The sequence below is a fragment of the Streptomyces sp. CRN 30 genome (assembly GCF_034105845.1).
Map to the genome: position 1 here is coordinate 1 of NZ_JAVRHI010000075.1, position 21,862 is coordinate 21,862.

The 21,862-nt window shown below is 73.3% G+C and carries 19 protein-coding genes, 2 tRNA genes and 1 pseudogene; 15 read left to right on the top strand and 7 right to left on the bottom strand.

The genetic code is table 11. The annotated features are described in order from the left end of the window. Positions 1-234: 234 nt before the first annotated feature. Positions 235-837 carry an oligoribonuclease gene (gene orn, locus UW392_RS07175; protein ID WP_320774028.1) on the top strand — a complete coding sequence of 201 codons (603 nt, stop codon included), beginning with the start codon at positions 235-237 and terminating at the stop codon, positions 835-837. Between the two features lie 117 nt (positions 838-954). Next, positions 955-1,027 (top strand) — tRNA-His (locus UW392_RS07180). Positions 1,028-1,126: 99 nt separating this feature from the next. On the opposite strand, the gene UW392_RS07185 is transcribed toward UW392_RS07180, so the two are convergent. Continuing rightward, positions 1,127-2,182: a LacI family DNA-binding transcriptional regulator gene (locus UW392_RS07185; RefSeq protein WP_320774029.1), complete on the bottom strand. Its 1,056-nt coding sequence runs from the start codon at positions 2,180-2,182 to the stop codon at positions 1,127-1,129. A gap of 403 nt (positions 2,183-2,585) precedes the next feature. Here UW392_RS07185 and UW392_RS07190 point away from each other — a divergent pair, with 403 nt between their 5' ends. The 4 genes from UW392_RS07190 (at position 2,586) to UW392_RS07205 (ending at position 7,497) form a co-directional block, all read left to right on the top strand. Then, positions 2,586-3,944: an ABC transporter substrate-binding protein gene (locus UW392_RS07190; protein ID WP_320774030.1), complete on the top strand. Its 1,359-nt coding sequence runs from the start codon at positions 2,586-2,588 to the stop codon at positions 3,942-3,944. Between the two features lie 6 nt (positions 3,945-3,950). Beyond that, a complete protein-coding gene (locus UW392_RS07195) occupies positions 3,951-4,970 on the top strand; it encodes a sugar ABC transporter permease (RefSeq protein ID WP_320774031.1) in 1,020 nt (339 codons plus the stop codon). Between the two features lie 9 nt (positions 4,971-4,979). Next, the gene (locus UW392_RS07200; RefSeq protein ID WP_320774032.1) at positions 4,980-5,891 is read left to right on the top strand and encodes a carbohydrate ABC transporter permease; all 912 of its coding nucleotides are present in this window, start codon (positions 4,980-4,982) and stop codon (positions 5,889-5,891) included. A gap of 166 nt (positions 5,892-6,057) precedes the next feature. After that, positions 6,058-7,497: a GH1 family beta-glucosidase gene (locus UW392_RS07205; protein ID WP_320774033.1), complete on the top strand. Its 1,440-nt coding sequence runs from the start codon at positions 6,058-6,060 to the stop codon at positions 7,495-7,497. Between the two features lie 213 nt (positions 7,498-7,710). Here UW392_RS07205 and UW392_RS07210 read toward each other — a convergent pair whose 3' ends face one another. Both UW392_RS07210 and UW392_RS07215 read right to left on the bottom strand, forming a co-directional pair. Further along, on the bottom strand, positions 7,711-9,129 hold the full coding sequence (locus UW392_RS07210; protein WP_320774034.1) for a HAMP domain-containing sensor histidine kinase: 1,419 nt from the start codon (positions 9,127-9,129) through the stop codon (positions 7,711-7,713). Further along, complete coding sequence (locus tag UW392_RS07215) at positions 9,126-9,830, bottom strand: response regulator transcription factor (protein ID WP_320774035.1); 705 nt, start codon at positions 9,828-9,830, stop codon at positions 9,126-9,128. The genes UW392_RS07210 and UW392_RS07215 overlap by 4 nt, the downstream gene beginning before the upstream one ends. 128 nt (positions 9,831-9,958) lie before the next feature. Here UW392_RS07215 and UW392_RS07220 point away from each other — a divergent pair, with 128 nt between their 5' ends. Then, positions 9,959-10,519: a hypothetical protein gene (locus UW392_RS07220; RefSeq protein WP_414495711.1), complete on the top strand. Its 561-nt coding sequence runs from the start codon at positions 9,959-9,961 to the stop codon at positions 10,517-10,519. A 42-nt stretch (positions 10,520-10,561) separates the two neighbouring features. On the opposite strand, the gene UW392_RS07225 is transcribed toward UW392_RS07220, so the two are convergent. Further along, positions 10,562-11,440, bottom strand: coding sequence for a fused MFS/spermidine synthase (locus tag UW392_RS07225; RefSeq protein WP_320774037.1), 879 nt, complete (start codon positions 11,438-11,440; stop codon positions 10,562-10,564). Between the two features lie 55 nt (positions 11,441-11,495). Then, positions 11,496-11,942: a hypothetical protein gene (locus tag UW392_RS07230; protein WP_320774038.1), complete on the bottom strand. Its 447-nt coding sequence runs from the start codon at positions 11,940-11,942 to the stop codon at positions 11,496-11,498. Positions 11,943-12,264: 322 nt separating this feature from the next. On the opposite strand from UW392_RS07230, the gene UW392_RS07235 reads away from it, so the two are divergent. Beyond that, positions 12,265-13,710: a hypothetical protein gene (locus tag UW392_RS07235; protein WP_320774039.1), complete on the top strand. Its 1,446-nt coding sequence runs from the start codon at positions 12,265-12,267 to the stop codon at positions 13,708-13,710. A 6-nt stretch (positions 13,711-13,716) separates the two neighbouring features. On the opposite strand, the gene UW392_RS07240 is transcribed toward UW392_RS07235, so the two are convergent. Beyond that, complete coding sequence (locus UW392_RS07240) at positions 13,717-14,313, bottom strand: histidine phosphatase family protein (RefSeq protein WP_320774040.1); 597 nt, start codon at positions 14,311-14,313, stop codon at positions 13,717-13,719. 264 nt (positions 14,314-14,577) lie between these two features. Between UW392_RS07240 and UW392_RS07245 the strand changes: the two genes are divergently transcribed. The 7 genes from UW392_RS07245 (at position 14,578) to UW392_RS07275 (ending at position 21,256) form a co-directional block, all read left to right on the top strand. After that, complete coding sequence (locus UW392_RS07245; RefSeq protein ID WP_320774041.1) at positions 14,578-15,591, top strand: phosphatase PAP2 family protein; 1,014 nt, start codon at positions 14,578-14,580, stop codon at positions 15,589-15,591. Further along, complete coding sequence (locus UW392_RS07250) at positions 15,503-16,702, top strand: hypothetical protein (protein ID WP_414495714.1); 1,200 nt, start codon at positions 15,503-15,505, stop codon at positions 16,700-16,702. Before UW392_RS07245 ends, UW392_RS07250 begins: the two co-directional genes overlap by 89 nt. Continuing rightward, the gene (locus tag UW392_RS07255) at positions 16,693-18,300 is read left to right on the top strand and encodes a hypothetical protein (protein WP_320774043.1); all 1,608 of its coding nucleotides are present in this window, start codon (positions 16,693-16,695) and stop codon (positions 18,298-18,300) included. Before UW392_RS07250 ends, UW392_RS07255 begins: the two co-directional genes overlap by 10 nt. Next, positions 18,297-19,670: an AAA domain-containing protein gene (locus UW392_RS07260; RefSeq protein WP_320774044.1), complete on the top strand. Its 1,374-nt coding sequence runs from the start codon at positions 18,297-18,299 to the stop codon at positions 19,668-19,670. Before UW392_RS07255 ends, UW392_RS07260 begins: the two co-directional genes overlap by 4 nt. Before the next feature lie 204 nt (positions 19,671-19,874). Continuing rightward, positions 19,875-20,246 carry a hypothetical protein gene (locus UW392_RS07265; protein ID WP_320774045.1) on the top strand — a complete coding sequence of 124 codons (372 nt, stop codon included), beginning with the start codon at positions 19,875-19,877 and terminating at the stop codon, positions 20,244-20,246. A 235-nt stretch (positions 20,247-20,481) separates the two neighbouring features. Further along, complete coding sequence (locus tag UW392_RS07270) at positions 20,482-21,192, top strand: bifunctional DNA primase/polymerase (RefSeq protein ID WP_320774046.1); 711 nt, start codon at positions 20,482-20,484, stop codon at positions 21,190-21,192. Continuing rightward, positions 21,183-21,256: transfer RNA gene (locus tag UW392_RS07275), tRNA-Lys, on the top strand. Before UW392_RS07270 ends, UW392_RS07275 begins: the two co-directional genes overlap by 10 nt. A 112-nt stretch (positions 21,257-21,368) precedes the next feature. Here UW392_RS07275 and UW392_RS07280 read toward each other — a convergent pair. Then, a pseudogene (locus tag UW392_RS07280) lies at positions 21,369-21,862 on the bottom strand (hypothetical protein); the annotation flags it as partial.

The window sequence follows — 21,862 nt, forward strand, 5'->3', positions numbered from 1 at the left end:
CTGCCGCAGGAGGCCGCGCCGGTGCCGTTCCAGACCCGCCGCACCGCGGCCGCCGGGGCCCTGGCCTCGGCCGGATCGCTCTCCGCGGAGGGCGCCAAGCCCGAGCTGTACGCGACGGGCCGGCTCCCCGGCCAGCGCAGCGCCCCCTGAGGCCCTGAGCGGCCCGGTCCCGCACCCGATCACCCGGGTGCGGGGCCGGGCCGTACGGCTCGGGCGGGCCGTAAGGTGAGACACATGAACGATCGCATGGTGTGGATCGACTGCGAGATGACCGGGCTCTCGCTGTCCGACGACGCTCTCATCGAGGTGGCCGCGCTGGTCACCGACTCGGAGCTGAACGTGCTCGGCGAGGGAGTGGACATCGTGATCCGCCCCCCGGACGCGGCCCTGGAGACGATGCCCGAGGTGGTGCGCCAGATGCACACCGCGTCGGGCCTGCTCTCGGAGCTGCCCGACGGGACGACCCTCGGGGACGCCGAGGAGCAGGTCCTCTCCTACATCCGCCAGCACGTCAAGGAGCCGGGCAAGGCGCCGCTGTGCGGCAACTCGGTCGGCACGGACCGCGGCTTCCTCTTCCGTGACATGCCGACGCTGGAGAGCTACCTGCACTACCGGATCGTGGACGTCAGTTCGGTGAAGGAGCTGGCCCGCCGCTGGTACCCGCGGGCGTACTTCAACAGCCCCGAGAAGAACGGCAACCACCGCGCGCTCGCCGACATCCGCGAGTCCATCGCCGAGCTGCGCTACTACCGCGAGGCGATCTTCGTCCCGCAGCCCGGCCCCGACTCGGACACCGCCAGGACCATCGCCGCGAAGCACGTCCTGCCCGCGCAGTAGCCCCCCGCGAGACGCCGCGGCCCGGCGCCACGGAAAGCCGGGCGCGAGCACCCCTTCGGACCCTGTACACTTTTTCTCGGCCGGTCGGTGAACCGCACGGAGAACCAGCCGGTCATGGTGGGTGTAGCTCAGCTGGTAGAGCACCTGGTTGTGGTCCAGGAAGTCGCGGGTTCAAGTCCCGTCACTCACCCTGATGGTTGAAGGGCCGATCCGCGAGAGCGGGTCGGCCCTTCGGTGTGTCCGGCCCTTCGTCGTTCCCGACGGCCGTGTCCGACGGCCGTGCCCGGCCTCAGGACGAGGCGCGGGCCACCAGCTCCGTCGGCAGCACCACCTGGCGCCGCTCCAGCCCCCGCGACACCGCCGGACGCCGGTCCGCGATCTCGTCCAGGAGGAGGCCGAGCATGGCGCGGCCCATCTCCTCGATGGGCTGGCGGACACTGGTCAGCGGCGGGTCCATGTGGCGGGCGATCGTCGAGTCGTCGTAGCCGACCAGGGCCACGTCGTCGGGTATGCGGCGGCCGGCCTCGCGCAGCGCCTGACGGGCGCCCGCCGCCATCACGTCCGACTCGGCGAAGACCGCGTCCAGGTGCGGGCAGCGGACGAGCAGCTCGGCCATCGCGCGGCGGCCGCCCTCCTCCGTGAAGTCACCCGACACGATCAGCCGCTCGTCCACCTCGTGGCCCGCGGCGAGCAGCGCCCCCCGGTAGCCCTCGATGCGCCGCTGGGCGCCGTACACGTCGAGGCGGCCGGTGATCGTCGCGATCGTCCTGCGGCCGCGCCCGATGAGGTGCTCCACCGCCGAGCGGCCCCCGCCGTAGTTGTCGGAGTCCACCGACGGCAGCGTCTCGTGCTCCGAGCGCGGACCGCTGATCACCGCGGGGATCTCCAGCTGGCCCAGCAGGTCGGGCAGCGGGTCGTCGGCGTGCACCGAGACCAGCAGGACGCCGTCGACCCGGTGCGCCGCCAGGTACTGGGCCAGCCGGCGCCGCTCCCGGTCACTGCCCGCGAAGATCAGCAGCAGCTGCATCTCGGTCTCGGAGAGCGCCGCGCCCACTCCGCGGAGCATGTAGGAGAAGTACGGTTCCGCGAAGAACCGGGTCTCCGGCTCGGGCACCACGAGCGCGATCGCGTCCGTGCGGTTGGCCGCCAGCGCGCGGGCCGCCGTGTTCGGGACGTAACCGAGCTCAGCCACCGCCGCCTCGACCGCCGCCCGGGTCGCGTCACTGACGCGGGGCGAACCGTTGATCACCCGTGAGACGGTGCCGCGGCCGACACCGGCCCGCGCGGCGACCTCCTCCAGGGTCGGCCGTCCGCCGCTCCGCCCCCGCCCGCCGTGACCTGCCATGGTCGCCTCCTGTCGCACCCCGCTGGCGTGGAATCTAACAGTCCCGGCCCTCCTACGGCGTTCGGGAGGGTTCGCGAAGGTCCCGCGCCACGAGCGGCCCTCCCGCCATCTCCTGAAGCCCGGCGGTCACCAGGGGGACACCTCACGCCGCCGGGTGGCGTCAACAGCCGTGGTCCGCCGCGTTAGTTAACAGGGAGATAACCGAAGAGAGATCTCGGCGTCCGGTCCCTTGACACCCTCGCACGAACCGACGACTCTTCAACCAATCACTTGTGGGAGCGCTCCCACAGTACCTGACACATACACAACCCGCACGTTCCCCACCCGAGCCGCAGCATGAACAAAACGGTCCAACAACGCAGTTGGCCGGGGGGTCGGCACGTCAGGGCAACAGGAGGACGCAATGCGAGCACGTACCCTCCCCCTCGCTCGGCTTCGGCTCAACGGGAGGTCTCCGGCCACCCGCAGAGCACTGGCGGTCGCGGCCGCGGTATCGCTGGGCACCGGTCTGCTGGCCGGCTGTGCCGACGACGGAGACGGTGGCTCCGGCTCGTCGTCGGGCGACAGCGAAGGCAAGACCACGATCACGCTGGGCCTGTTCGGCACCCAGGGCTTCAAGGAGGCCGGCCTCTACGCCGAGTACGAGAAGCTGAACCCGGACATCAAGATCGCGGAGACCGTGGTCGAGCGGAACGAGAACTACTACCCCGCTCTCGTCAACCGCCTCACCAGCAACAGCGGCCTCCAGGACATCCAGGCCGTCGAAGTCGGCAACATCGCCGAGGTCACCGCGACCCAGGCCGACAAGCTGACGGACCTGTCCAAGGTGGAGGGCGTCGACAAGAGCAAGTGGCTCGAATGGAAGTGGCAGCAGGCCACCACCAAGGACGGCCAGACGATCGGCCTCGGCACCGACGTCGGCCCGATGGCCATCTGCTACCGCAAGGACCTCTTCGAGGAGGCCGGCCTGCCCACCGACCGTGCGGAGGTGGGCAAGCTGTGGGAGGGCAGCTGGGACAAGTTCGTCGAGGTCGGCCGGGACTTCCAGGAGAAGGCCCCCGAGGGCACCACCTTCCTGGACTCCCCGGGTGGTCTGATCAACGCCATCCTCAGCGGTGAGAGCGAGAAGTTCTACGACGCCTCCGGCGAGGTCATCTACAAGAGCAACCCCGCCGTGAAGGACGCCTTCGACCTCACCGCCGCGGCCGCCGAGGACGGGCTGACCGGCAACCAGACGCAGTTCCAGCCCGCCTGGGACACGACGATCGCCAACAGCAAGTTCGCCGCGGTCTCCTGCCCGCCGTGGATGCTCGGCTACATCAAGGGCAAGTCGAAGCCCGAGGCGGCCGGCCAGTGGGACGTGGCTTCCGCGCCCAAGCCCGGCAACTGGGGCGGCACCTTCCTCGCCGTGCCCAAGTCGGGCAAGAACCCGGAGGAGGCCGCCAAGCTCGCCGCGTGGCTGACCGCCCCCGAGCAGCAGGCCAAGCTCTTCGCCAAGCAGGGCAGCTTCCCGAGCGCCCCGGGCGCGTACGAGCTCCCCGAGGTCACGGACGCCAAGAACGAGATGACCGGTGACGCCCCGATCGGCCAGATCTTCGCCGAGGCCGCCGAGCAGATCCCGACCCAGGTCATCGGCCCGAAGGACCAGATCGTCCAGCAGGGTCTGACGGACAACGGCGTGATCCTCGTGACCCAGGGCAAGTCGCCCGCGGAGGCCTGGGAGAACGCCACCAAGACCATCGACAACAACCTGGACAAGTGACCCGAGATGTCAACCAGGCATGACACCGCCGCGCCCCCCGTGAAGGAGGGGGGCGCGGCCCCGGGTCGCCGTCCGGCCGACGCGGTGTCCCCCGAGGCGGCGAAGAAGCGCGCCCGGCTGTCCCGCCGCTGGCAGCGGGACATGCGCTGGAGCCCGTACGCGTTCGTCTCCCCGTTCTTCCTGCTGTTCGCAGCCTTCGGCCTGTTCCCGCTGATCTACACCGGCTGGGCCTCGCTGCACCAGGTGGAGCTGACCGCGCCGACCGACATGTCGTGGGTGGGCCTGCGCAACTACACCCGCATCTTCGACGACGACTTCTTCTGGACCGCGGCGACGAACACGCTGACCATCGGCGTCATCGCCACGGTTCCGCAGCTGCTGATGGCGATGGGCCTGGCGCACATCCTCAACTACAAGCTGCGGGGCTCCACCTTCTACCGGGTGGCGATGCTCGCGCCGTACGCCACGTCGATCGCCGCCGCGTCGCTGGTCTTCGTGATGCTCTTCGGCCGTGACTACGGCATGATCAACTGGGCCCTCGGCCTCGTCGGCATCGACAACATCGACTGGCAGAACGACAAGTGGCCCTCGCAGATCGCCGTCTCGGTGATCGTCATCTGGCGCTGGACCGGCTATAACGCGCTGATCTACCTGGCGGCGATGCAGGCGATCCCGCAGGACCTGTACGAGTCGGCGGCGCTGGACGGCGCCAACCGCTGGCAGCAGTTCTTCCACGTCACGCTGCCCTCGCTGCGTCCGACGATCCTGTTCACCGTCGTCGTGTCGACCATCGGCGCCAGCCAGCTGTTCGGCGAACCGCTGCTGTTCGACGCGAACAAGGGCGCGTCCGGCGGTTCCCAGCACCAGTTCCAGACGCTCGGCCTGTACCTGTACGAGCAGGGCTGGGTCAACCAGCACCTGGGTCGCGCCTCGGCGATCGCCTGGACGATGTTCCTGATCCTCATCGTGATCGGGCTCGTCAACTACGTCATCTCGCGCCGGCTGCGCGCCAGTTCCAGTGATTAGGAGACGGCCGTGACGACGACCCTGACGAAACCCCCGGCCGATCCGGTACCGGAGCCCGGGAAGAAGCGCGGGCGCGGGCCCAAGTCCGCGCGCGCGGGCGGGCACATGCACGCGGGCCCCGTCGCCTACGTGATCCTCGCCCTGTTCACCATCGGCTCGCTGTTCCCGCTGGTGTGGACGGCGATCGCCGCGTCCCGCGACAACCAGCGGCTGGCGGAGACCCCGCCGCCGTTCTGGTTCGGCTCCAACCTCTTCAAGAACCTGGACCTCGCCTGGAACGACGCCAACCTCGGTGAGGCGTTCCTCAACACCACGATCGTGGCGGGCGTCTCGGCGGCGACCATCGTCTTCCTGTCGACGATCGCCGGGTTCGCCTTCGCCAAGCTGAAGTTCCGGGGCCGCGGCGCCCTGATGCTGATCGTGGTCGGCACGATGATGGTGCCGCCGCAGCTGAGCGTCATCCCGCTGTACATGATGGTGGCCAAGCTCGACTGGGCCGACCAGCTGCAGGCGGTGATCCTGCCGTCGCTGGTGAGCGCGTTCGGTGTGTTCTTCATGCGCCAGTACCTGCTGCAGGCGCTGCCGAACGAGATCATCGAGGCCGCCCGGATGGACGGCGCGAGCAGCTGGCGCGTGGTGTGGCACGTGGTGTTCCCCACCGCGCGGCCCGCGATGGCCGTGCTCGGCATGCTGATGTTCGTACAGACCTGGAACGACTTCCTCTGGCCGTTCCTGGTGCTGACGCAGCACGGCAGTCCCACCGTGCAGGTCGCGGTCGCCGGTCTGGGGCGCGGTTTCACACCCGACCAGTCCCTGATCATGGCGGGCGCGCTGCTCGGTACGCTGCCCCTGCTGCTCGTCTTCGCGATCTTCGGCAAGCAGATCGTGGGCGGGATCATGCAGGGCGCCGTCAAGGGCTGAGCACGCCCTCGGCCGCACAGCACCCTTCCAGCCGTACGTCCCCGGTGCGCGGGGGCCGGGTCACCGCCGCCCCGGCCCCGCGCCACCGCACCCTCCGCCGCGACCTTTCCCCCCTCAACCGACCGGGGGTCCCCGTGACCCCCGTCCCGCCCATGGGAGCGCTTCCATGCCCGACTCCGCCCAGCCGGTGACCCCGGTGACCTTCCCTCCCGCCTTCCTCTGGGGCGCGGCGACCTCGGCGTACCAGATCGAAGGCGCGATACGGGAGGACGGCCGTACCCCGTCCATCTGGGACACCTTCAGTCACACACCGGGCAAGATCGCCGGTGACGACCACGGTGACACCGCCGTCGACCACTACCACCGCTACCGCGACGACGTAGCGCTCATGGCCGAGCTCGGCCTCACCGCGTACCGCTTCTCGGTCTCCTGGTCGCGGGTGCAGCCGACGGGGCGGGGTCCCGCCGTCCAGCGCGGGCTGGACTTCTACCGCCGGCTGGTGGACGAGCTGCTGGACAAGGGCATCAAGCCGGCCGTCACCCTCTACCACTGGGACCTGCCGCAGGAGCTGGAGGACGCGGGCGGCTGGCCGGAGCGCGAGACGGCGCTGCGCTTCGCCGAGTACGCGGCGATCGTCGGCGAGGCGCTCGGCGACCGCGTCGAGAACTGGATGACCCTCAACGAGCCGTGGTGCAGCGCCTTCCTCGGCTACGGGTCGGGCGTGCACGCGCCGGGCCGTACCGACCCGGTGGCCGCGCTGCGGGCCGCGCACCACCTGAACCTGGCGCACGGCCTGGGCACGGCGGCCCTGCGCTCGGCGATGCCCGCGCGCAACGCGGTCGGCGTCAGCCTCAACACGCACGTCTTCCGGCCGCTGACCGACAGCCCCGAGGACGCGGCGGCGCTGCGGAAGATCGACGACCTGGGCAACGGCGTCTTCCACGGCCCGATGCTGCACGGCAAGTACCCGGACACCCTGTTCACGACGACCAAGTCGCTGACGGACTGGTCGTTCGTGGTGGAGGGCGACCTCACGCTGATCCACCAGCGGCTGGACTCGCTGGGCATCAACTACTACACGCCGACCCTGATCTCCGCCGGGGACCCGGACTCACCCGCCCCGCGCGCGGACGGACACGGGGACAGCTCCCACTCCCCCTGGCCGGGCGCCGACGACGTGCGCTTCCACCAGACGCCGGGCGAGCGCACGCTCATGGGCTGGACCGTCGACCCGACGGGCCTGCACGAGCTGCTCATGCGGTGGACGCGGGAGGTGCCCGGGCTGCCGCTCTACATCACCGAGAACGGCGCGGCGTACGAGGACAAGCCGGACGCGGACGGCCGGGTCCACGACCCGGAGCGGATCGCCTACCTCCACGGCCACCTGCGCGCGGTGCGCCGCGCGATCGCCGAGGGCGCCGACGTCCGCGGCTACTACCTGTGGTCGCTACTGGACAACTTCGAATGGGCGTACGGCTACGAGAAGCGCTTCGGCGCGGTCCACGTCGACTACGAGACCCTGGCCCGTACCCCGAAGTCCAGCGCCCACTGGTACGGGCAGCTGGCCCGCACCGGCGCGCTGCCGCCGCTGGCGACGGCGGAGTGAGACGGTCGGGGCCCCGCCGCTTCGGTGCGGCGGGACCCCGACGGGGGGGCAGGGGGCGCGGCGCCAGGAGGGGAGTGCCGCGCCCCTTGGCGTCGGCACACGGACGTGTCCGGTGAGCGGATCACTCACCGGACACGTCCGTTGTCCGGTCGGACGGATCGGAGTCGGGCGGCCGGCGCCCGGAGGCCCGTAACCGCCGGCGGCCGGTGTGGTTCAGGGCCGCGAGCCCAGGCGGAGGCGGCGTGCGCCGGAGATCGGGGTACCGCCGCGGCCGCGGCGCCGCACCGTCCCCCGGTGTCCGCGCCGGCCCGGCGCCCGCCCCGGGCCGGCCGGCTGGATCCAGATCCGCACCTCCGTGCCGCCGAGCACCGAGGACCCGATCCGCACGTCGCCGCCCGTCGACTCGGCGAGCCGCCGCACGATGTCCAGTCCCAGTCCGGTCGAGCCGTCGCTGCCGGATCCGCGCCCGCGCGCCATCGCCGCCTCGGGGTCGGCTATCCCGGGGCCCGCGTCCGAGACCAGCACGATCACCGCGTCCTCCCCGTTGTGCACGTCCACCGCGAAGGCCGTGCCCTCGGGGGTGTGCCGGAAGACGTTGCCGAGCAGGGCGTCGAGCGCGGCGGCGAGGTCGGCGCGGGCCACGGGTATGCGCACCGGCCGGTCCACACCCGCGACACGCACCTTGCGGTCCTCGTCCTCCGCTAGCGCCGACCAGAACGCCATGCGCTCGCGCACCACCTCCGCCACGTCGCACCCGGCGCCGGGCCCGACCACCACCGTCTGCGGTGTGGCCTCGCGGGCCGTACGGATGATGGTGTCGACCTCGCGCTCCAGCTGCTCGACGGCGGCCCGGGTCTGTTCGGCGGCCGGGCCCTCGCCCAGCGAGGCCGCGTTCAGCCGCAGCACCGTCAGCGGTGTCCGCAGCCGGTGCGACAGGTCGGCCGCCAGCTCGCGCTCGTTGGCGAGGAGCTGGACGACCTGGTCGGCCATCGAGTTGAACGCCACGGCCGCGAGCCGCAGTTCCTTCGGCCCTTCCTCGGGTACGCGTGAGCCCAGCCTCCCCTCCCCCAGTTCCTGGGCGCCCTCCACCAGGCGCTGCGCGGGCTGCACCATACGCACGCCGAGCCGGTCGGCCACCGCGACCGAGCCGACGACCAGCGCGGCGCCCACCGCGGCGAGCACCGCCCAGGCCGTGGCCACGCCGTTGCTGACCGCGGACTCCGGTACGTAGACCTCGACGACAGCGATCTCCCCCGAGCTGAGCGCGGTCGGCTGGAGCAGCGTGTGGCCGCCGGGCACCTCCGTGGTGGAGGCGCGTCCGAGTCCGCGGACGGCGTCGACGTCCTCGTCCGAGGCGCGCTGCGGGCCGATGTCGAGGGCCTGCCGACCGCCGTCCGCCGGTATGTGCACGGCCATCCCGTCGTCCGAGCCCACGGCGGCGACGACCCGCTCCAGCTGCTCCCGGTCAGTGGTGATGGACAGCGCGGGGGCGACGGCGGCGGCCTCCCGCTCGGCGTTCGAGAAGGCGCGGTCGCGTGCCATCTCCTTGATGACCAGTCCGAGCGGGACCGCGAAGGCGACCACGACCATCGTCGTGACCGCGACACACACCTTGACCAGCGCCCACCTCATGGCAGCCGCTCCGCTCCCGGCGGCTCCAGCTTCACGCCGACGCCCCGCAGGGTGTGCAGGTAGCGCGGCCGCGCCGCCGTCTCGCCGAGCTTCCGCCGCAGCCACGACAGGTGCACGTCGATGGTCTGGTCGTCGCCGTAGGACTGCTGCCACACCTCTGCGAGCAGTTCCCGGCGCGGGACGACCACGCCGGGCCGCCCGGCGAGGAAGGCGAGCAGGTCGAACTCCCGCCGGGTCAAGTCGAGGCGCGCGCCGTCCAGTTCGGCCTCGCGGCGCAGCGGGTCTATCGCGAGGCCGCCGACGCGTATGACCGTCGACGGCGGGGCGTCCCCGCCGCCCGTCCGGGACCGGCGCAGCACGGCGGCCATGCGCGCGGAGAGGTGCTCGACCGAGAACGGCTTGGTCAGGTAGTCGTCCGCGCCCGCGTTGAGCAGCCGGACGATCTCCGCTTCGTCGTCCCGTGCGGTGGCGATGATGACCGGGACGTCGGTGATGCCGCGCAGCATCTTCAGCGCCTCGGAGCCGTCGAGGTCGGGCAGCCCGAGGTCGAGGACGACCACGTCGAAGGAGAAGTGGGCGACCTCGCGCAGCGCCTCCAGGGCCGTACCGACGCTGCGCACGGTGTGGGCGGCGTCGGTCAGATGCCGGATGAGCGCCGAGCGTACGAACTGATCGTCCTCGACCACGAGCACACTTGCCATGGGCGGCACCGTACGCCATCCGGGCGACACCGGCCGGAGCCTGTGGACAACTCCCGTACGGCGGACGGCCCGAGTGCGGCGCAGGACACCTGTGCGACTGACGGTGCGCGTGGTGCAGTATGGCCGCGATGCGCAGAGGACTCGTACACGTACTGGCCTGGCTGCTCGCCACGGGCGCGGCGGTCACGCTCTCCTGGTGGGGCGTCCACACGGTGATGTCGGGCACGGCCTACGACCCGCCGCGCGCCCTGCCCATCACGGCGGGGGACGCGCGGGCCGGTGCGTCGGAGGAACTGGGCTCGTCGACCGCCACCCCCGCACCGTCGCCGAGCACCGGGGAGCCCGGGGCGGAGCGCACGAGTGCCCCGCCGCCGAGCCCGTCCGCCCCCTCACCGCCGCCGGCGACCGCGACCGCACCCGCCCCCGCGGCCCCGGATCCCGCCCCCACGCCGACGCCCACCGACTCCGGCCGGGTCGAGGGTTACGACACCGAGGGCGGCCGGGTGGTCTTCTCGCTCGACGAGACGTACGCGACGCTGGTCTCCGCCACACCCGCCGCGGGCTGGTCGATGCAGGTGTGGAAGACGGAGACGTGGATCCGCGTGGAGTTCGCCGCGGGCGCGGACCGGGTGTCGGTGTTCTGCACCTGGCACGACTCGGCACCGCGGGTGGACATCAACGACTACTGAGCCCCGTGGCGCGCGGCGCCGGGTGGGCGGGGGTGGAAGTCCTCACCGGAAGACGGACGGGGGCGGTGCCGGGGAGGCCACCGCGGCCGCGTCCGTCACCGGCGCCGCCCCGCCCGTGAAGTCGGTGAGGGCCCTGCCGTGTTCCACGCGCGCGGGGTGCGGGTCGGAGGCCGCCCGGCGGGTGAGTTCGGCGATCGGCAGCGGCCGGTCGGAGCCGACGAGCACGGCGTTGCCGAAGCGCTTGCCCCGCAGCACGGCCGGGTCGGCGACCAGCGCCAGTTCGGGGAGGACGGCCGCGGCGGTGGCGATCTGGCCGCGGAGGTGGGCGAGCGGGGGGCCGTCGGCGAGGTTGGCCGCGTAGGCGCCGCCGGGCTTCAGGACGCGCCGTACCTCGGTGTGGAACTCCGTCGAGGTCAGGTGCGCCGGTGTGCGCGCGCCGCTGAAGACGTCGGTGACGACCAGGTCGGCCCAGCCGTCCGGCACCTTGCCGAGCCCTTCGCGGGCGTCGGCGGACCGCACCCGTATGCGGGCGCCCGGGTCCAGGGGCAGTTCGCGGCGGACCAGCGCCACCAGCGCGGCGTCGCGTTCGACGACCTGCTGGGTGGAGCGGGGGCGGGTGGCGGCGACGTACCGGGCGAGGGTCAGGGCGCCGCCGCCGAGGTGCACGGCGTGCACCGGTCTGCCGGGCGGGGCGACGAGGTCGATGACGTGGCCGAGGCGGCGCTGGTACTCGAAGGAGAGGTGTGCCGGGTCGTCGAGGTCGACGTGCGACTGCGGCGCGCCGTCGATCAGCAGGGTCCACGCGCGCGCCCGCTCCCGGTCGGGTATCAGCTCCGCGAGCCCCCCGTCGACCGTCTCGACGACGGCCTCGACGGCCACCCGTCCGCGCCCCGCCTTCTGTGACCTGCCCGACCTGCCCATACCGCCATTATCGCGGCCCCGGTACGGACCTCGGGCCACGCACCCGGGGCATGCTCTAGCGGCGGTTGTCCGCCGCCTCGATCAGCCGCGCCGCCTCGCCGAGGGCCGCCCGCAGGACCGCGGGGTCGGTGGCGGGGTCGGCCTCGCCGGGCGGGAGCAGCCAGTCGGCCCCCTCCTGGGGCACGAGGACCGTGCCGCGTCCGTCGGAGTGGACGCAGGTGCTGCCGGGGACGTCCCACGCGTCGGCGGTGCCGGGCGGGACGAGGAAGCCGAGGGTGTCGCAGCCGTCGTCGTGCAGGACGGGTCCCACGGCGAGCGGGTCGGGGCCGGTGGCGTCGACGGCGCCGCGGCGGAGGATGTCGACCGCCTCCAGCCCCTGCCGGGCCGGGACCGTCACCAGGTCACAGGCGGAGGCCGGCTGCGCGGGCGACGGACCGTACTCGGGGTCCGGCCAGCGGGGTGCCGTCGCCGGGGACGCGGTGGACGTACAGGGAGTCGGCATACACGGTTCGATGTGCTTCATCGCGGCCTCCACCAAGAACCCCTCTGTTTTGGCGAGCGGCGCCGGGATCCGGACGGTTCCCGGTGCACCCTGCTCAACGCGTGCGGAGGTCATCGGCTACGGCGGAATCGAATCCCACAGAATGGCAGTTCATGGCAAATCGTGGATGAGATATCCGGTTTGTAGCCAAACCTCGCGTGACGGCGCCGACGGGGCGGGTACGTTCTTGCTCCGCCGGACACAGGGAACGAGCCGTGCTCCACACGGACAATTCTCCCCAGGCATCCGGCACGGTTCGACGGTACGCAAGAGAGGGCCCGCCATGGCGTCGTCATCGGTGACCCCGTCCCAGCCCCCGCCCCCGGCGGCGCGGCCGAACCTCGCCTTCCGGGATCTGCGCGGACAGCGTTCGCCGGCCGAGTTCGCCGCGGCCGTGCGACGGGCCGCGTGTGAGATCGGTGAGCGGGTGAGCTGCGACGCGCGGTACATCGGACGGGTCGAGTCGGGGGAGATTCGTTGCCCCAACTACGCCTACGAACGGGTGTTCCTGCACATGTTCCCCGGCCGGACACTGACCGATCTGGGCTTCGTGCCTCGCTCGGCGGTGCGAGGCCGAGGGGCGCGCGGCGTCGAGGAGGCGCCCCTCCCCCGTACCGACGACCCCGCGCACGTTCCGTACGTTCCGGACACCACGGGGGGGACGTGCGCCCCGTACGACACGCACCAGACGGACCAGGACCACGAGGAGAGCGACGTGCGGCGTCGCGCATTCATGACCGGCGGTACCGCCACGATGGCGGCCGTCTCGCTGAGCCCCCTCGCGCTCGGCGGAGCCGCCCAGGCGGAGCAGCGGCCCGGCAGGCGGCCGGGCATGTCGGAGGCAGGGGCGCTGGAGGAGGCCGTGCGCAAGATCCGGGTGCTCGACGACCGGCACGGGGCGGACGGCCTGTACCGAAGGGCGGCGACACCCCTGCGCACCGCCTACGCGCTGCTGGACGCGGGAGCCACCCGGCAGTCGGCGACCGACCGCCTGTACTCGGGCGCGGGTGAACTCGCCATCTCGGTGGGGTGGCTGGCACACGACTCGGGACGGTTCGACGACGCCCGCTCGCACTACGCGGAGGCGCTCGCGACGGCCCGGATGGCCGGCGACCCGGCACTGGAGGCGCACGCGTTCTGCAACACGGCGTTCCTCGCGCGCGACGCGGGCCGGCCGCGCGAGGCGGTGCGCACGGCGCAGGCGGCCCAGCGCGCGGCCCGGCCGCTCGGCTCGGCCCGGCTGATGTCGCTGCTCGCGCTGCGCGAGGCGGGCGGCTGGGCGGGGCTCGCCGACCGTACGGGCTGCGAACAGGCCCTGGCCCGCGCGCAGGCGCTGTACGAGCGCGGGCCCACGGAGTCCGATCCCGAGTGGATGTCCTTCTACGGGGAGGCCGAGCTGGAGGGCCTCGAGGCGCAGTGCTGGTCCATGCTGGGCGACTGGCCGCGCGCGGCCCGGCACGCCCGGCACGCCGCCCGCCTCCAGGAACCGCACTTCACCCGCAACATCGCCCTCTACAAGGCCGAGCTGGCCGACGACCTCGCGCGCGGGGGGCGTCCCGACGAGGCCGCCGCGGTCGGCATGGAGGTGCTGGACCTGCTCGGCGAGGTGCAGTCCTCCCGCATCCAGACGATGCTGGCGGGCACCGCGCGGGTGCTGCTGCCGCACCGCCGGGCGTCCGGGGTGTCGTCGTTCCTGGAACGGCACGCCTCCCTGCCGCGCCCGGCCTGAGCGGTCCTACGGCGTGAGGTGCCCGGTGTCGTTCCAGGACTCGACGGCGGGCTCCCCGTAGGCCCAGCCGAGGACCGACAGGGAGGTCGGGCTGAGGCGGACGCGGGCGGCGAAGTCGAGGCCGAAGCCGAGCCAGCGGGCGGCTATGGACCGCAGGATGTGGCCGTGCGCGAAGACCAGCACGTCACGGTCGGCGGACCGGACCCAGGCGACGACCTCGTCCGCGCGCGCGGCGATCTGTTCCAGGGTCTCGCCCTCGGGGACGCCGTCACGCCACATGAGCCAGCCCGGCCGCAGGGCCTGGATCTCCGCGGGCGTCAGACCCTCGTACGCGCCGTAGTCGCACTCCATGAGCGCGTCCCAGGACTCGGCGCGGTCGCCGAAGCCGGCGAGTTCGCACGTCTCACGCGCGCGGGACAGCGGGCTCGTGCGGACCTCGACGCCGGGCAGGCCGTCCAGCGGTTCCCGGTGCAGGCGCTCGCCCAGCAGCTTGGCGCCGCGCCGCCCCTCCTCCAGGAGCGGGATGTCGGTCCTGCCGGTGTGCCTACCGAGCAGGGACCACTCGGTCTGGCCGTGCCGGGCCAGCAGGATGCGCGGTGCCATGTGACTCAGGAACCTTTCTGGGAAATGTGGGAAACCGGTTCGGGAAGAAACGGAAAACGGGAGCGGACCCAGCCATCATCGCGCACGCTTGCTCGGGGCAACCCGGGGGGCGATCTCTGCGTCTTGGACAACCGGGACCGCCGGGTGGGGGCCGAGGGGGTGACGAGGCGTCCGGGCTGGTGCCCGTGTTCACCGTGAGATGGGACGTGCCACCACATGCCGTGGCCACGGGCCACGAGTCGCAGAGGGTGGGAGGACGACCGGATGCCGCAGACCGCTACGGCGCGCACCGAGACGGCAACGCGTACCCGGCCCCGCTGGTGGTCCGAGCTGCCGCTGATCGCGATGGTGTACGCGCTGTACTCGGTGGGCCGGCTCCTCGTCCGCGGCGACGTCGACGACGCCGTGGACAACGGTCTCGCCATCCTGGGCGCCGAGAAGGCGCTGGGGCTGAACGCCGAACACCCGCTGAACCGTCTCTTCACCCGTGAGCCCTGGCTCGGGATACCCGCCGACTTCTGGTACGCGTCCCTGCACTACCTCGTCACGCCCGCGCTCCTGGTGTGGCTCTACCGGTACCGCGCCCCCCTGTACCGGGCGGCCCGCACCTGGCTGATGACCTCCACCCTCATCGGCCTGATCGGCTTCACGCTGCTGCCGACCTGCCCGCCCCGGCTGCTCGCCGCGGGCCACGGCTTCGTCGACACGATGGCCCACTACAGCGCGTACGGCTGGTGGGGCGCCGAGGCCAGCGCGCCGCGCGGCCTGGGCGGCATGACCAACCAGTACGCGGCGATGCCGAGCCTGCACGTCGGCTGGGCCCTGTGGTGCGGGGTGGTCCTCTGGCGGTACGGCGGCACGCGCGCCACCCGGATCGCGGGCGTCGCCTATCCACTGATCACCACGATCGTCGTGATGGGCACCGCGAACCACTACTTCCTCGACGCCGTGGCGGGCGCCGCCGTGATGGGCGCCGGGCTGCTGCTGACCCCGTCGGGGATGCGGCTCGCGGACCGGTGCCGGACGGTGCTGCGCACCTGGTACGCGGGGCGCGCCGGCGGCCCGGGCACTCCGGTCGCGGGCGCCCCGCCGGACGCTCGCTCCCCGATTGTCAGTGGCGGATGCCAGACTTCCGCGGGTGAGCGAATTCCACGGCAGCGCGAGCAGCGCCAGTCCACGGCCGAGCCGGGTGCCGCCCCCGCGGACGCGGGAGACGGCGCCCCCGGCCGGGTCCTCGCCCGCGCGAGCGAAGCCGGGAGTGCGGGGAATCCTCGCTGAGCTGCGCGGACCCCAGGTGCCGCCCAAGGCGCTGGACGCCCGCGCCCTCGCGGCCCTCGCCGCCAACCCCGGCTGCAGGCGGCGCGCGCTCCTCGACGGGGCGGGCGTGAACAAGACGGCGCTGGCGGACGCGCTCGGCTCGCCCTCCGCCTTCGGCCAGTCCCAGTTCGCCTTCATGCGGGGCAACGCCTTCGAGGCGCGGGTGAAGGCGGACGGCGGCCGTGAGCTGCTGCGGCTGGTGCACGAGAGGCTCGACGCGTCCGCCGAACCGCCCTCCGGGGCGCATGTGCCCGACCTCTCCGCGGCCGGCCCCGAGGGGCGCACGGGCCGTACGGAGCTGACGCTGGCCGAGGCCACGGAGTCCGGCGGCTGGACGCTGCTCGACCATCCGCTCCTCTCGCTCGACGTCGCCGGCTCGCCCGCGTACCTGGAGCCGGACGCGGTGGTGGTGCACCCGGACGGGACGTGGACGGTCGTGGAGATCAAGTCCTTCCCGATGCTGGACGGCGCGGCCGACCCGGCGAAGGTCGGCGCCGCCGCCCGGCAGTCCGCGGTGTACGTGCTGGCCCTGGAGGAGGCCGCCGCCCGCCTCGGCGCCGAGGGGACCGCCGTGCGCCACCGGGTGCTGCTGGTCTGCCCCAAGGACTTCACCAACCTCCCGACGGCCGCCGTGGTGGACGTCCGCAAGCAGCGGGCGGTCACCCGTCGCCAGCTGGACCGGCTCACCCGCATCGAGGAGATCGCGGACGCGCTCCCCGAGGGCACGTGTTTCGCCCCGGACCTGCCCCAGGAGGAGCTCACCGCCGCCGTCGAGCTCCTTCCCGCGACGTACGTCCCCGAGTGCCTCGCCGCCTGCGAGCTGGCCTTCCACTGCCGCGCCCGTTCCCGCACCCGGGCCGAGGTGACGTCCCTCGGCCGGTCGGCGCGGGCGGAGCTGGGCGGTCTGACCACGGTCGGCGAGGTGCTGGCCGCGGCCCACGGCACGGCCGGTGACCCGGACGACCCGGCGGTGGCGGCGCTGCGCAGGGCGGCGCGGCTGCGGGCCGAGGCGCTCACGGCCGCCGGGTACGAACCGGCCGGTGCCGCCGCGGAGGGCGCCCCGTGTCACTGATCACCACTCTCGCCCGGCTGGAGGCCGTGAGCACCGGCCGCGCGCGGCCCGTCGCCACCGTGCGCCACCGGCACCTGTCGGAGCGCCCGCTCGTGTTCGTGCCGCTCACCACCGCCGGTGAGGCGGGGGCGCCGCTCGGGGCGCTCGTGGGCACCGACCGGAGCGCGCCCCGGCTGCTCGTCGTCCCCCAGCCCCGCGACCGCGACCTGCGCTTCGCCTTCCTCGCCGAGCTCGCCGACATCGTCCTGCCGTACGTGGAGACGTACGCGGACACCGTGGAGGCCGCCGAGCGCACCGAGACCGACCCGGAGACCGGCAAGCGGGTCAAGGTCGAGGTGGACCTGTGCGCGGACGCCCCGCAGCTCATCGTGCCGAGCCGCGCGGGCGTCGACCTCGTCCGGCTGCTGGGGCGCTCCATGCGCTTCCGGCGCACCGCCGAGCAGGATCCCGAGACGCCCCATCCGGCGCCGCCCCGGGTCCCGCTGCTCGGCCGCTGGTTCACGCACTTCGGGGAGCGCGCCCGGGTGCCGGGCTCCTCGCTGCTGCTGACGGCCACCGATCTGCTGGCGCGGCACTGGGCCACCGGCCAGTCGAGCCTGGAGGACCAGCACCTGGGCGCGCTGCTCGCGTGGATCGACCCGCCGGAGGGCGAGCCGGGCGACGAGGCCGCGCGCCGCGCGGAGCTGGCCCGGGACGCCGACGGCCAGCTGCTGTGCCCGCCCGCCGGCCCCGCCACCGACCCGGCCTTCGACAACAAGCTGCTGGCCCCGGCGATCGAGGCCTACGACCGTGCGCGGACCGCGCTCGCCGCCGCGGAGGACGGGCTGGAGGCCGACGACCGGTTCGGCGCCCTCACCGCCGCCGAGCGCGTCATCCGCGACCTGGTGGCGAGCCGTACCCGGCCCACCTGGGACGCGGTCTGGCGCGGGCTGGACCTGCTGCGCGCGCTGCCCGAGGGCGCCCATGTCGCCGACCGGTGGACCCGCGACCGCTGGTCGTTCACCGCCCACCGGGACCGGGTCACCGCCGGGGAGCCCCCGCAGCCGCGCGTCGACGACGCGGTCACCGCCGCGAACAAGCTCGCCGCGCGCGAGCGCGAGCAGGCCCGGCTGGACGCCCAGGAGGCGCTGGACGACCCGCTCGTCATGGCCGGCCGCCGCCTCGCGGGCGAGGCGTTCGCGGGCGAGGTCACGGACGTGGTGATGGCGTACAGCGAGGGCAGGCGGCCGAGCCCGCGCCCCCTGGTCACGGTGCGCACGGGGGACCTGCCGCACCTCGGGGAGCGCGTGAGGGTGTACCGCTCGCTGGGGGGCAAGCCACAGGCCGCGGAGTTCGTGGCGCAGGAGGAGGGGCGCGAGGACGGGGACGCCCTCGTCGTGCTGCGCGTCCTGGACAAGATGGGCCGCGGCAAGGAGCCGGAGCCCGGTTCGGTCCCCGAGAAGGGCGACCGCGTCTGCTTCACGCTCTTCGAGCACGACCAGCGCGGCGGGGCGAAGCTGCCCGATCCGGAGCAGACCCCCTGGACCCACGGCGGCCCGCCGGGCGAGGCGGAGGCCGTGCCCCTGCCCGACCCGCTCACGGAGGAGGACGTCCTGTGACAGCCGCGCTCGACCCGGGTGCCGCCCCGTTCCACCGGGGCGCGCCCTTCGACCCCGGTGCCGAGGCCGGCCGCGCCACCGAGGCGATCCTCCACGACACGCTGCACGGCACCCACCGCGGTGTCGTGGTGGACTCCCCGCCGGGCGCCGGCAAGTCGACCCTCGTCGTGCGCGCCGCGCTGGAGCTCGCCGCCGCCGGCCGCCCGCTGATGATCATCGCGCAGACGAACGCGCAGGTGGACGACCTGGTCCTGCGGCTCGCGGAGAAGGACCCCGAGCTGCCGGTCGGACGTCTGCACAGCAGTGACTCCGATCCGTACGACAAGGCACTGGACGGTCTGGGACACGTCCGCAAGTCGACGAAGGCCGCCGACCTGGCCGGGCTGGACGTCGTCATCTCCACGGCCGCCAAGTGGGCGCACGTGAAGGTCGACGAGCCCTGGCGGCACGCGATCGTCGACGAGGCCTACCAGATGCGGTCGGACGCGCTGCTGGCCGTGGCGGGCCTGTTCGAGCGGGCACTGTTCGTGGGCGATCCGGGCCAGCTCGACCCCTTCTCCATCGTGGGGAGCGAGCAGTGGGCCGGGCTGTCGTACGACCCGTCGGCCTCCGCGGTGACGACCCTGCTCGCCCACAACCCCGAGCTGCCGCAGCACCGCCTCCCGGTGTCCTGGCGGCTCCCGGCCTCCGCGGCGCCCCTGGTGTCGGACGCCTTCTACCCGTACACGCCGTTCCGCAGCGGCACCGGCCACGGCGACCGGCGGCTCTCCTTCGCCGTCCCGTCGGACGGTTCGGGCCCGGACCGCGTCATCGACGAGGCGGCCGAGGCGGGCTGGGGCCTGCTCGAGCTCCCGCCCCGGCACACGCCCCGCACGGACCCGGAGGCCGTCCACGCGGTCGCGCAGGTCGTACGGCGGCTGCTGGACCGGGGCGGCGCGGCGGTGTCCGAGCGGTCGGAGACCCCGGCGCCGCTGACCGCCGGCCGCATCGCCGTCGGCACGGCCCACCGCGACCAGGCGGCCTCGGTACGGGCGGCGCTGGCCGGCCTGGGCGTCACCGACGTGGTCGTGGACACGGCCAACCGGCTGCAGGGGCGCGAGTACGACGTGACGGTGGTCCTGCACCCCCTCTCCGGACGCCCCGACGCGACCGCGTTCCACCTGGAGACGGGCCGGCTGTGCGTCCTGGCGTCCCGGCACCGGCACGCGTGCATCGTGGTGTGCCGGGAGGGGGTCACCCAACTGCTGGACGACCACCCGTCGACGGAACCGGTGCAACTGGGCGTCACGGTGAAGTTCCCGGACGGCTGGGAGGCCAACCACGCGGTCCTCGCCCGCCTGGCACGGCACCGGGTGGCGTGGCGGCCGTAGGGCCGGGGGAGGAAGAAGCGGAACGCGGGTGCGCGGGGCGCGCCGGTGGTGTTGCGGGGGCCGCTGGTGTCCGAGGGCGCGGTGGACGTGCCGCCGGCGCCCCGGTTCTGTGCTCCCGGGCCCACTTGCACAGGCGGGAGACAATGGACGGTGGCCTGTGCACCGGAACGACCGGCCACCGGACGTCCACGAGAGGGAGAAGACATGGCGGAGCCCACGCCGCACCGGAACGAACCGCGGCGACGCCCCGCGCCCCTGCTCTTCGAGCCCGCCGCGGCCGCGGCCGACCCGGAGCACTTCTTCGACCTGGAGTCGATCGACGATCCGCGGGCGCTGCTCTCCCGCGCGACCGAGCTGACGCACGCCTTCCGCGCCGCCGCGGACCGGGCGGTGGAGTACCAGGCCATCGCGGCGGCCCAGCTCGCCGATCCGCGCCGGTTCGACCGGCTGACCGCCGCGGACATCGCGGAGCGGGCCGAGTGGACCGAGGACTACGCCCGGAAGATGGTCGAGTTCGGCCGCGACCTGATGCGCGGACACGACGGCCACGGCCCCGACACGGTCGACACGGTCTGAGGCACCGTTCCCGCCCTGCCCCCAAGAGATCCGGGAAACGGTCACAGAAGGGTCACAGGAGCGTCATCCGCAGTGCCGTCGCCGCCATACCGGAGGAATATGCATTTGCTCGAACAACCGTTGCATCCTCCCCCGGCATATACCAATTTCGCCGCTCCGTTCACATCAGCAACACCTGTATCTAAATCCCGCGACCGACGGGAACGAAGCGCTCACGGGCGGTAAATGTAGGGCCATGAGCCAGCAGACCTCTTCCGTGAAGACGCGCCCCCACCACCACGCCGGCGTCCTGGACCGCCCCTCCGCGGGCCCCGCGGGCTCCGCGGGCCTCGCCGCGCCGGTGCCCCCGGCCTCCGGCACGACGGTCTCGGACGTCACCGCGGAGGGAGCCGCCTGGCTCACCTCTGCAGGAACGTATCCGCAGAGCACGCTCGCGCTCTGGGAGGCGCAGCCCACCGAATCCGCCGTCCTGCCCTGCGGTACCGCCTTCGACGTCGTCAACGTCCCCGCCATCTTCGGCCGGCGGATGCTGGACCGGCTGTGGGCCGAGGGCCCGGGCACCGGCCCCGTCGCCACGTACCGCGGCCGCATGCTGCTCTTCGCCGCACCCGGCACCGCCCAGCGGCTGCCCTCCCTCATGAAGTGGGAGGAATGGGGATCACCCGGACGGACGGGCGCCATCCCGCCGATCCTGTGCCACGGCATCGGGGACGCGGTGACCGTCCCGCCCCTGCGCACCGCACCCGGCTCCGGACCCGCCGACCGGTCGGCCTGCCGCTGGCTCGTCGCCCCCGACACCCGGCAGCCGTGGCTTCCCGGACCCGAGGTACTGCTCTGGGCGGCCGTCCGCGCGGCCCGCGACGCGGCCTCCGCCGCCGTACGGATATCGATTTCTCCTGCCGCCGATCAGGGTGCTAATGTCTACGACGTCAGCAGGCGCCGCTAGCTCAGTTGGTTAGAGCAGCTGACTCTTAATCAGCGGGTCCGGGGTTCGAGTCCCTGGCGGCGCACAGTGACGACGGCGGGGCAGATGAGCGGAAGCGCTATCTGCCCCGCCGCCTTTGTTCCCGCCGCCTTGTTCCTGCCCCCCTTCATGACCGCCGCTGCCGCCGTCGCCGCCGCTCAGCCCGTCATGATCTTCACCGTCCACGCCCCGGACGCCGTACGGCCTTCCACCTGCACCCGGACCCCCTCCCCCGGCACCGTGAAGGTCTCCCCCAGGTCCACCGGCGCGTCCGCGAGCGGCGGGTAGACCGAGTCGTCCCAGCAGGCCTCGGTGCGCGGGTGGGCGTCCACCACCCGGATCGGGCCCTCGCCGGACTCGGCGCCGCTGCGGATCCGGTAGACGAGGACGCCCTGTGCGCAGACCGAGGCGTCGTTCCCCACCGGACCGCGCACCTCGAAGCCGAGCGCGCTGTCCGGGCCCGTGCGGACGACCGCCAGCTTCGTACCGCCTCCGTGCCCTGAGCCCTCGGCACCGGCGGCGGGTGCGGCGCCGCCGTCGCCGTTCCACCCGTCGCCGTTCCACTCGTCGTCGCCCGGGTAGGCGTCCCGCGCGCGGGCGTGCGCCGTTCGCGCCGGGCCGTCCGCCTGCCCGGCGGTCCACCGGCCCGCCG

Coding starts and splice junctions, on each gene's coding strand:
- UW392_RS07245 (WP_320774041.1), top strand. CDS start 14,578: ATGCCGCAGACCGCTACGGCGCGCACCGAGACGGCAACGCGTACCCGG.
- UW392_RS07210 (WP_320774034.1), bottom strand. CDS start 9,129: ATGAGGTGGGCGCTGGTCAAGGTGTGTGTCGCGGTCACGACGATGGTC.
- UW392_RS07185 (WP_320774029.1), bottom strand. CDS start 2,182: ATGGCAGGTCACGGCGGGCGGGGGCGGAGCGGCGGACGGCCGACCCTG.
- UW392_RS07235 (WP_320774039.1), top strand. CDS start 12,265: ATGGCGTCGTCATCGGTGACCCCGTCCCAGCCCCCGCCCCCGGCGGCG.
- UW392_RS07230 (WP_320774038.1), bottom strand. CDS start 11,942: ATGCCGACTCCCTGTACGTCCACCGCGTCCCCGGCGACGGCACCCCGC.
- UW392_RS07195 (WP_320774031.1), top strand. CDS start 3,951: ATGTCAACCAGGCATGACACCGCCGCGCCCCCCGTGAAGGAGGGGGGC.
- orn (WP_320774028.1), top strand. CDS start 235: ATGAACGATCGCATGGTGTGGATCGACTGCGAGATGACCGGGCTCTCG.
- UW392_RS07220 (WP_414495711.1), top strand. CDS start 9,959: ATGCGCAGAGGACTCGTACACGTACTGGCCTGGCTGCTCGCCACGGGC.
- UW392_RS07205 (WP_320774033.1), top strand. CDS start 6,058: ATGCCCGACTCCGCCCAGCCGGTGACCCCGGTGACCTTCCCTCCCGCC.
- UW392_RS07270 (WP_320774046.1), top strand. CDS start 20,482: ATGAGCCAGCAGACCTCTTCCGTGAAGACGCGCCCCCACCACCACGCC.
- UW392_RS07240 (WP_320774040.1), bottom strand. CDS start 14,313: ATGGCACCGCGCATCCTGCTGGCCCGGCACGGCCAGACCGAGTGGTCC.
- UW392_RS07190 (WP_320774030.1), top strand. CDS start 2,586: ATGCGAGCACGTACCCTCCCCCTCGCTCGGCTTCGGCTCAACGGGAGG.
- UW392_RS07225 (WP_320774037.1), bottom strand. CDS start 11,440: ATGGGCAGGTCGGGCAGGTCACAGAAGGCGGGGCGCGGACGGGTGGCC.
- UW392_RS07215 (WP_320774035.1), bottom strand. CDS start 9,830: ATGGCAAGTGTGCTCGTGGTCGAGGACGATCAGTTCGTACGCTCGGCG.
- UW392_RS07265 (WP_320774045.1), top strand. CDS start 19,875: ATGGCGGAGCCCACGCCGCACCGGAACGAACCGCGGCGACGCCCCGCG.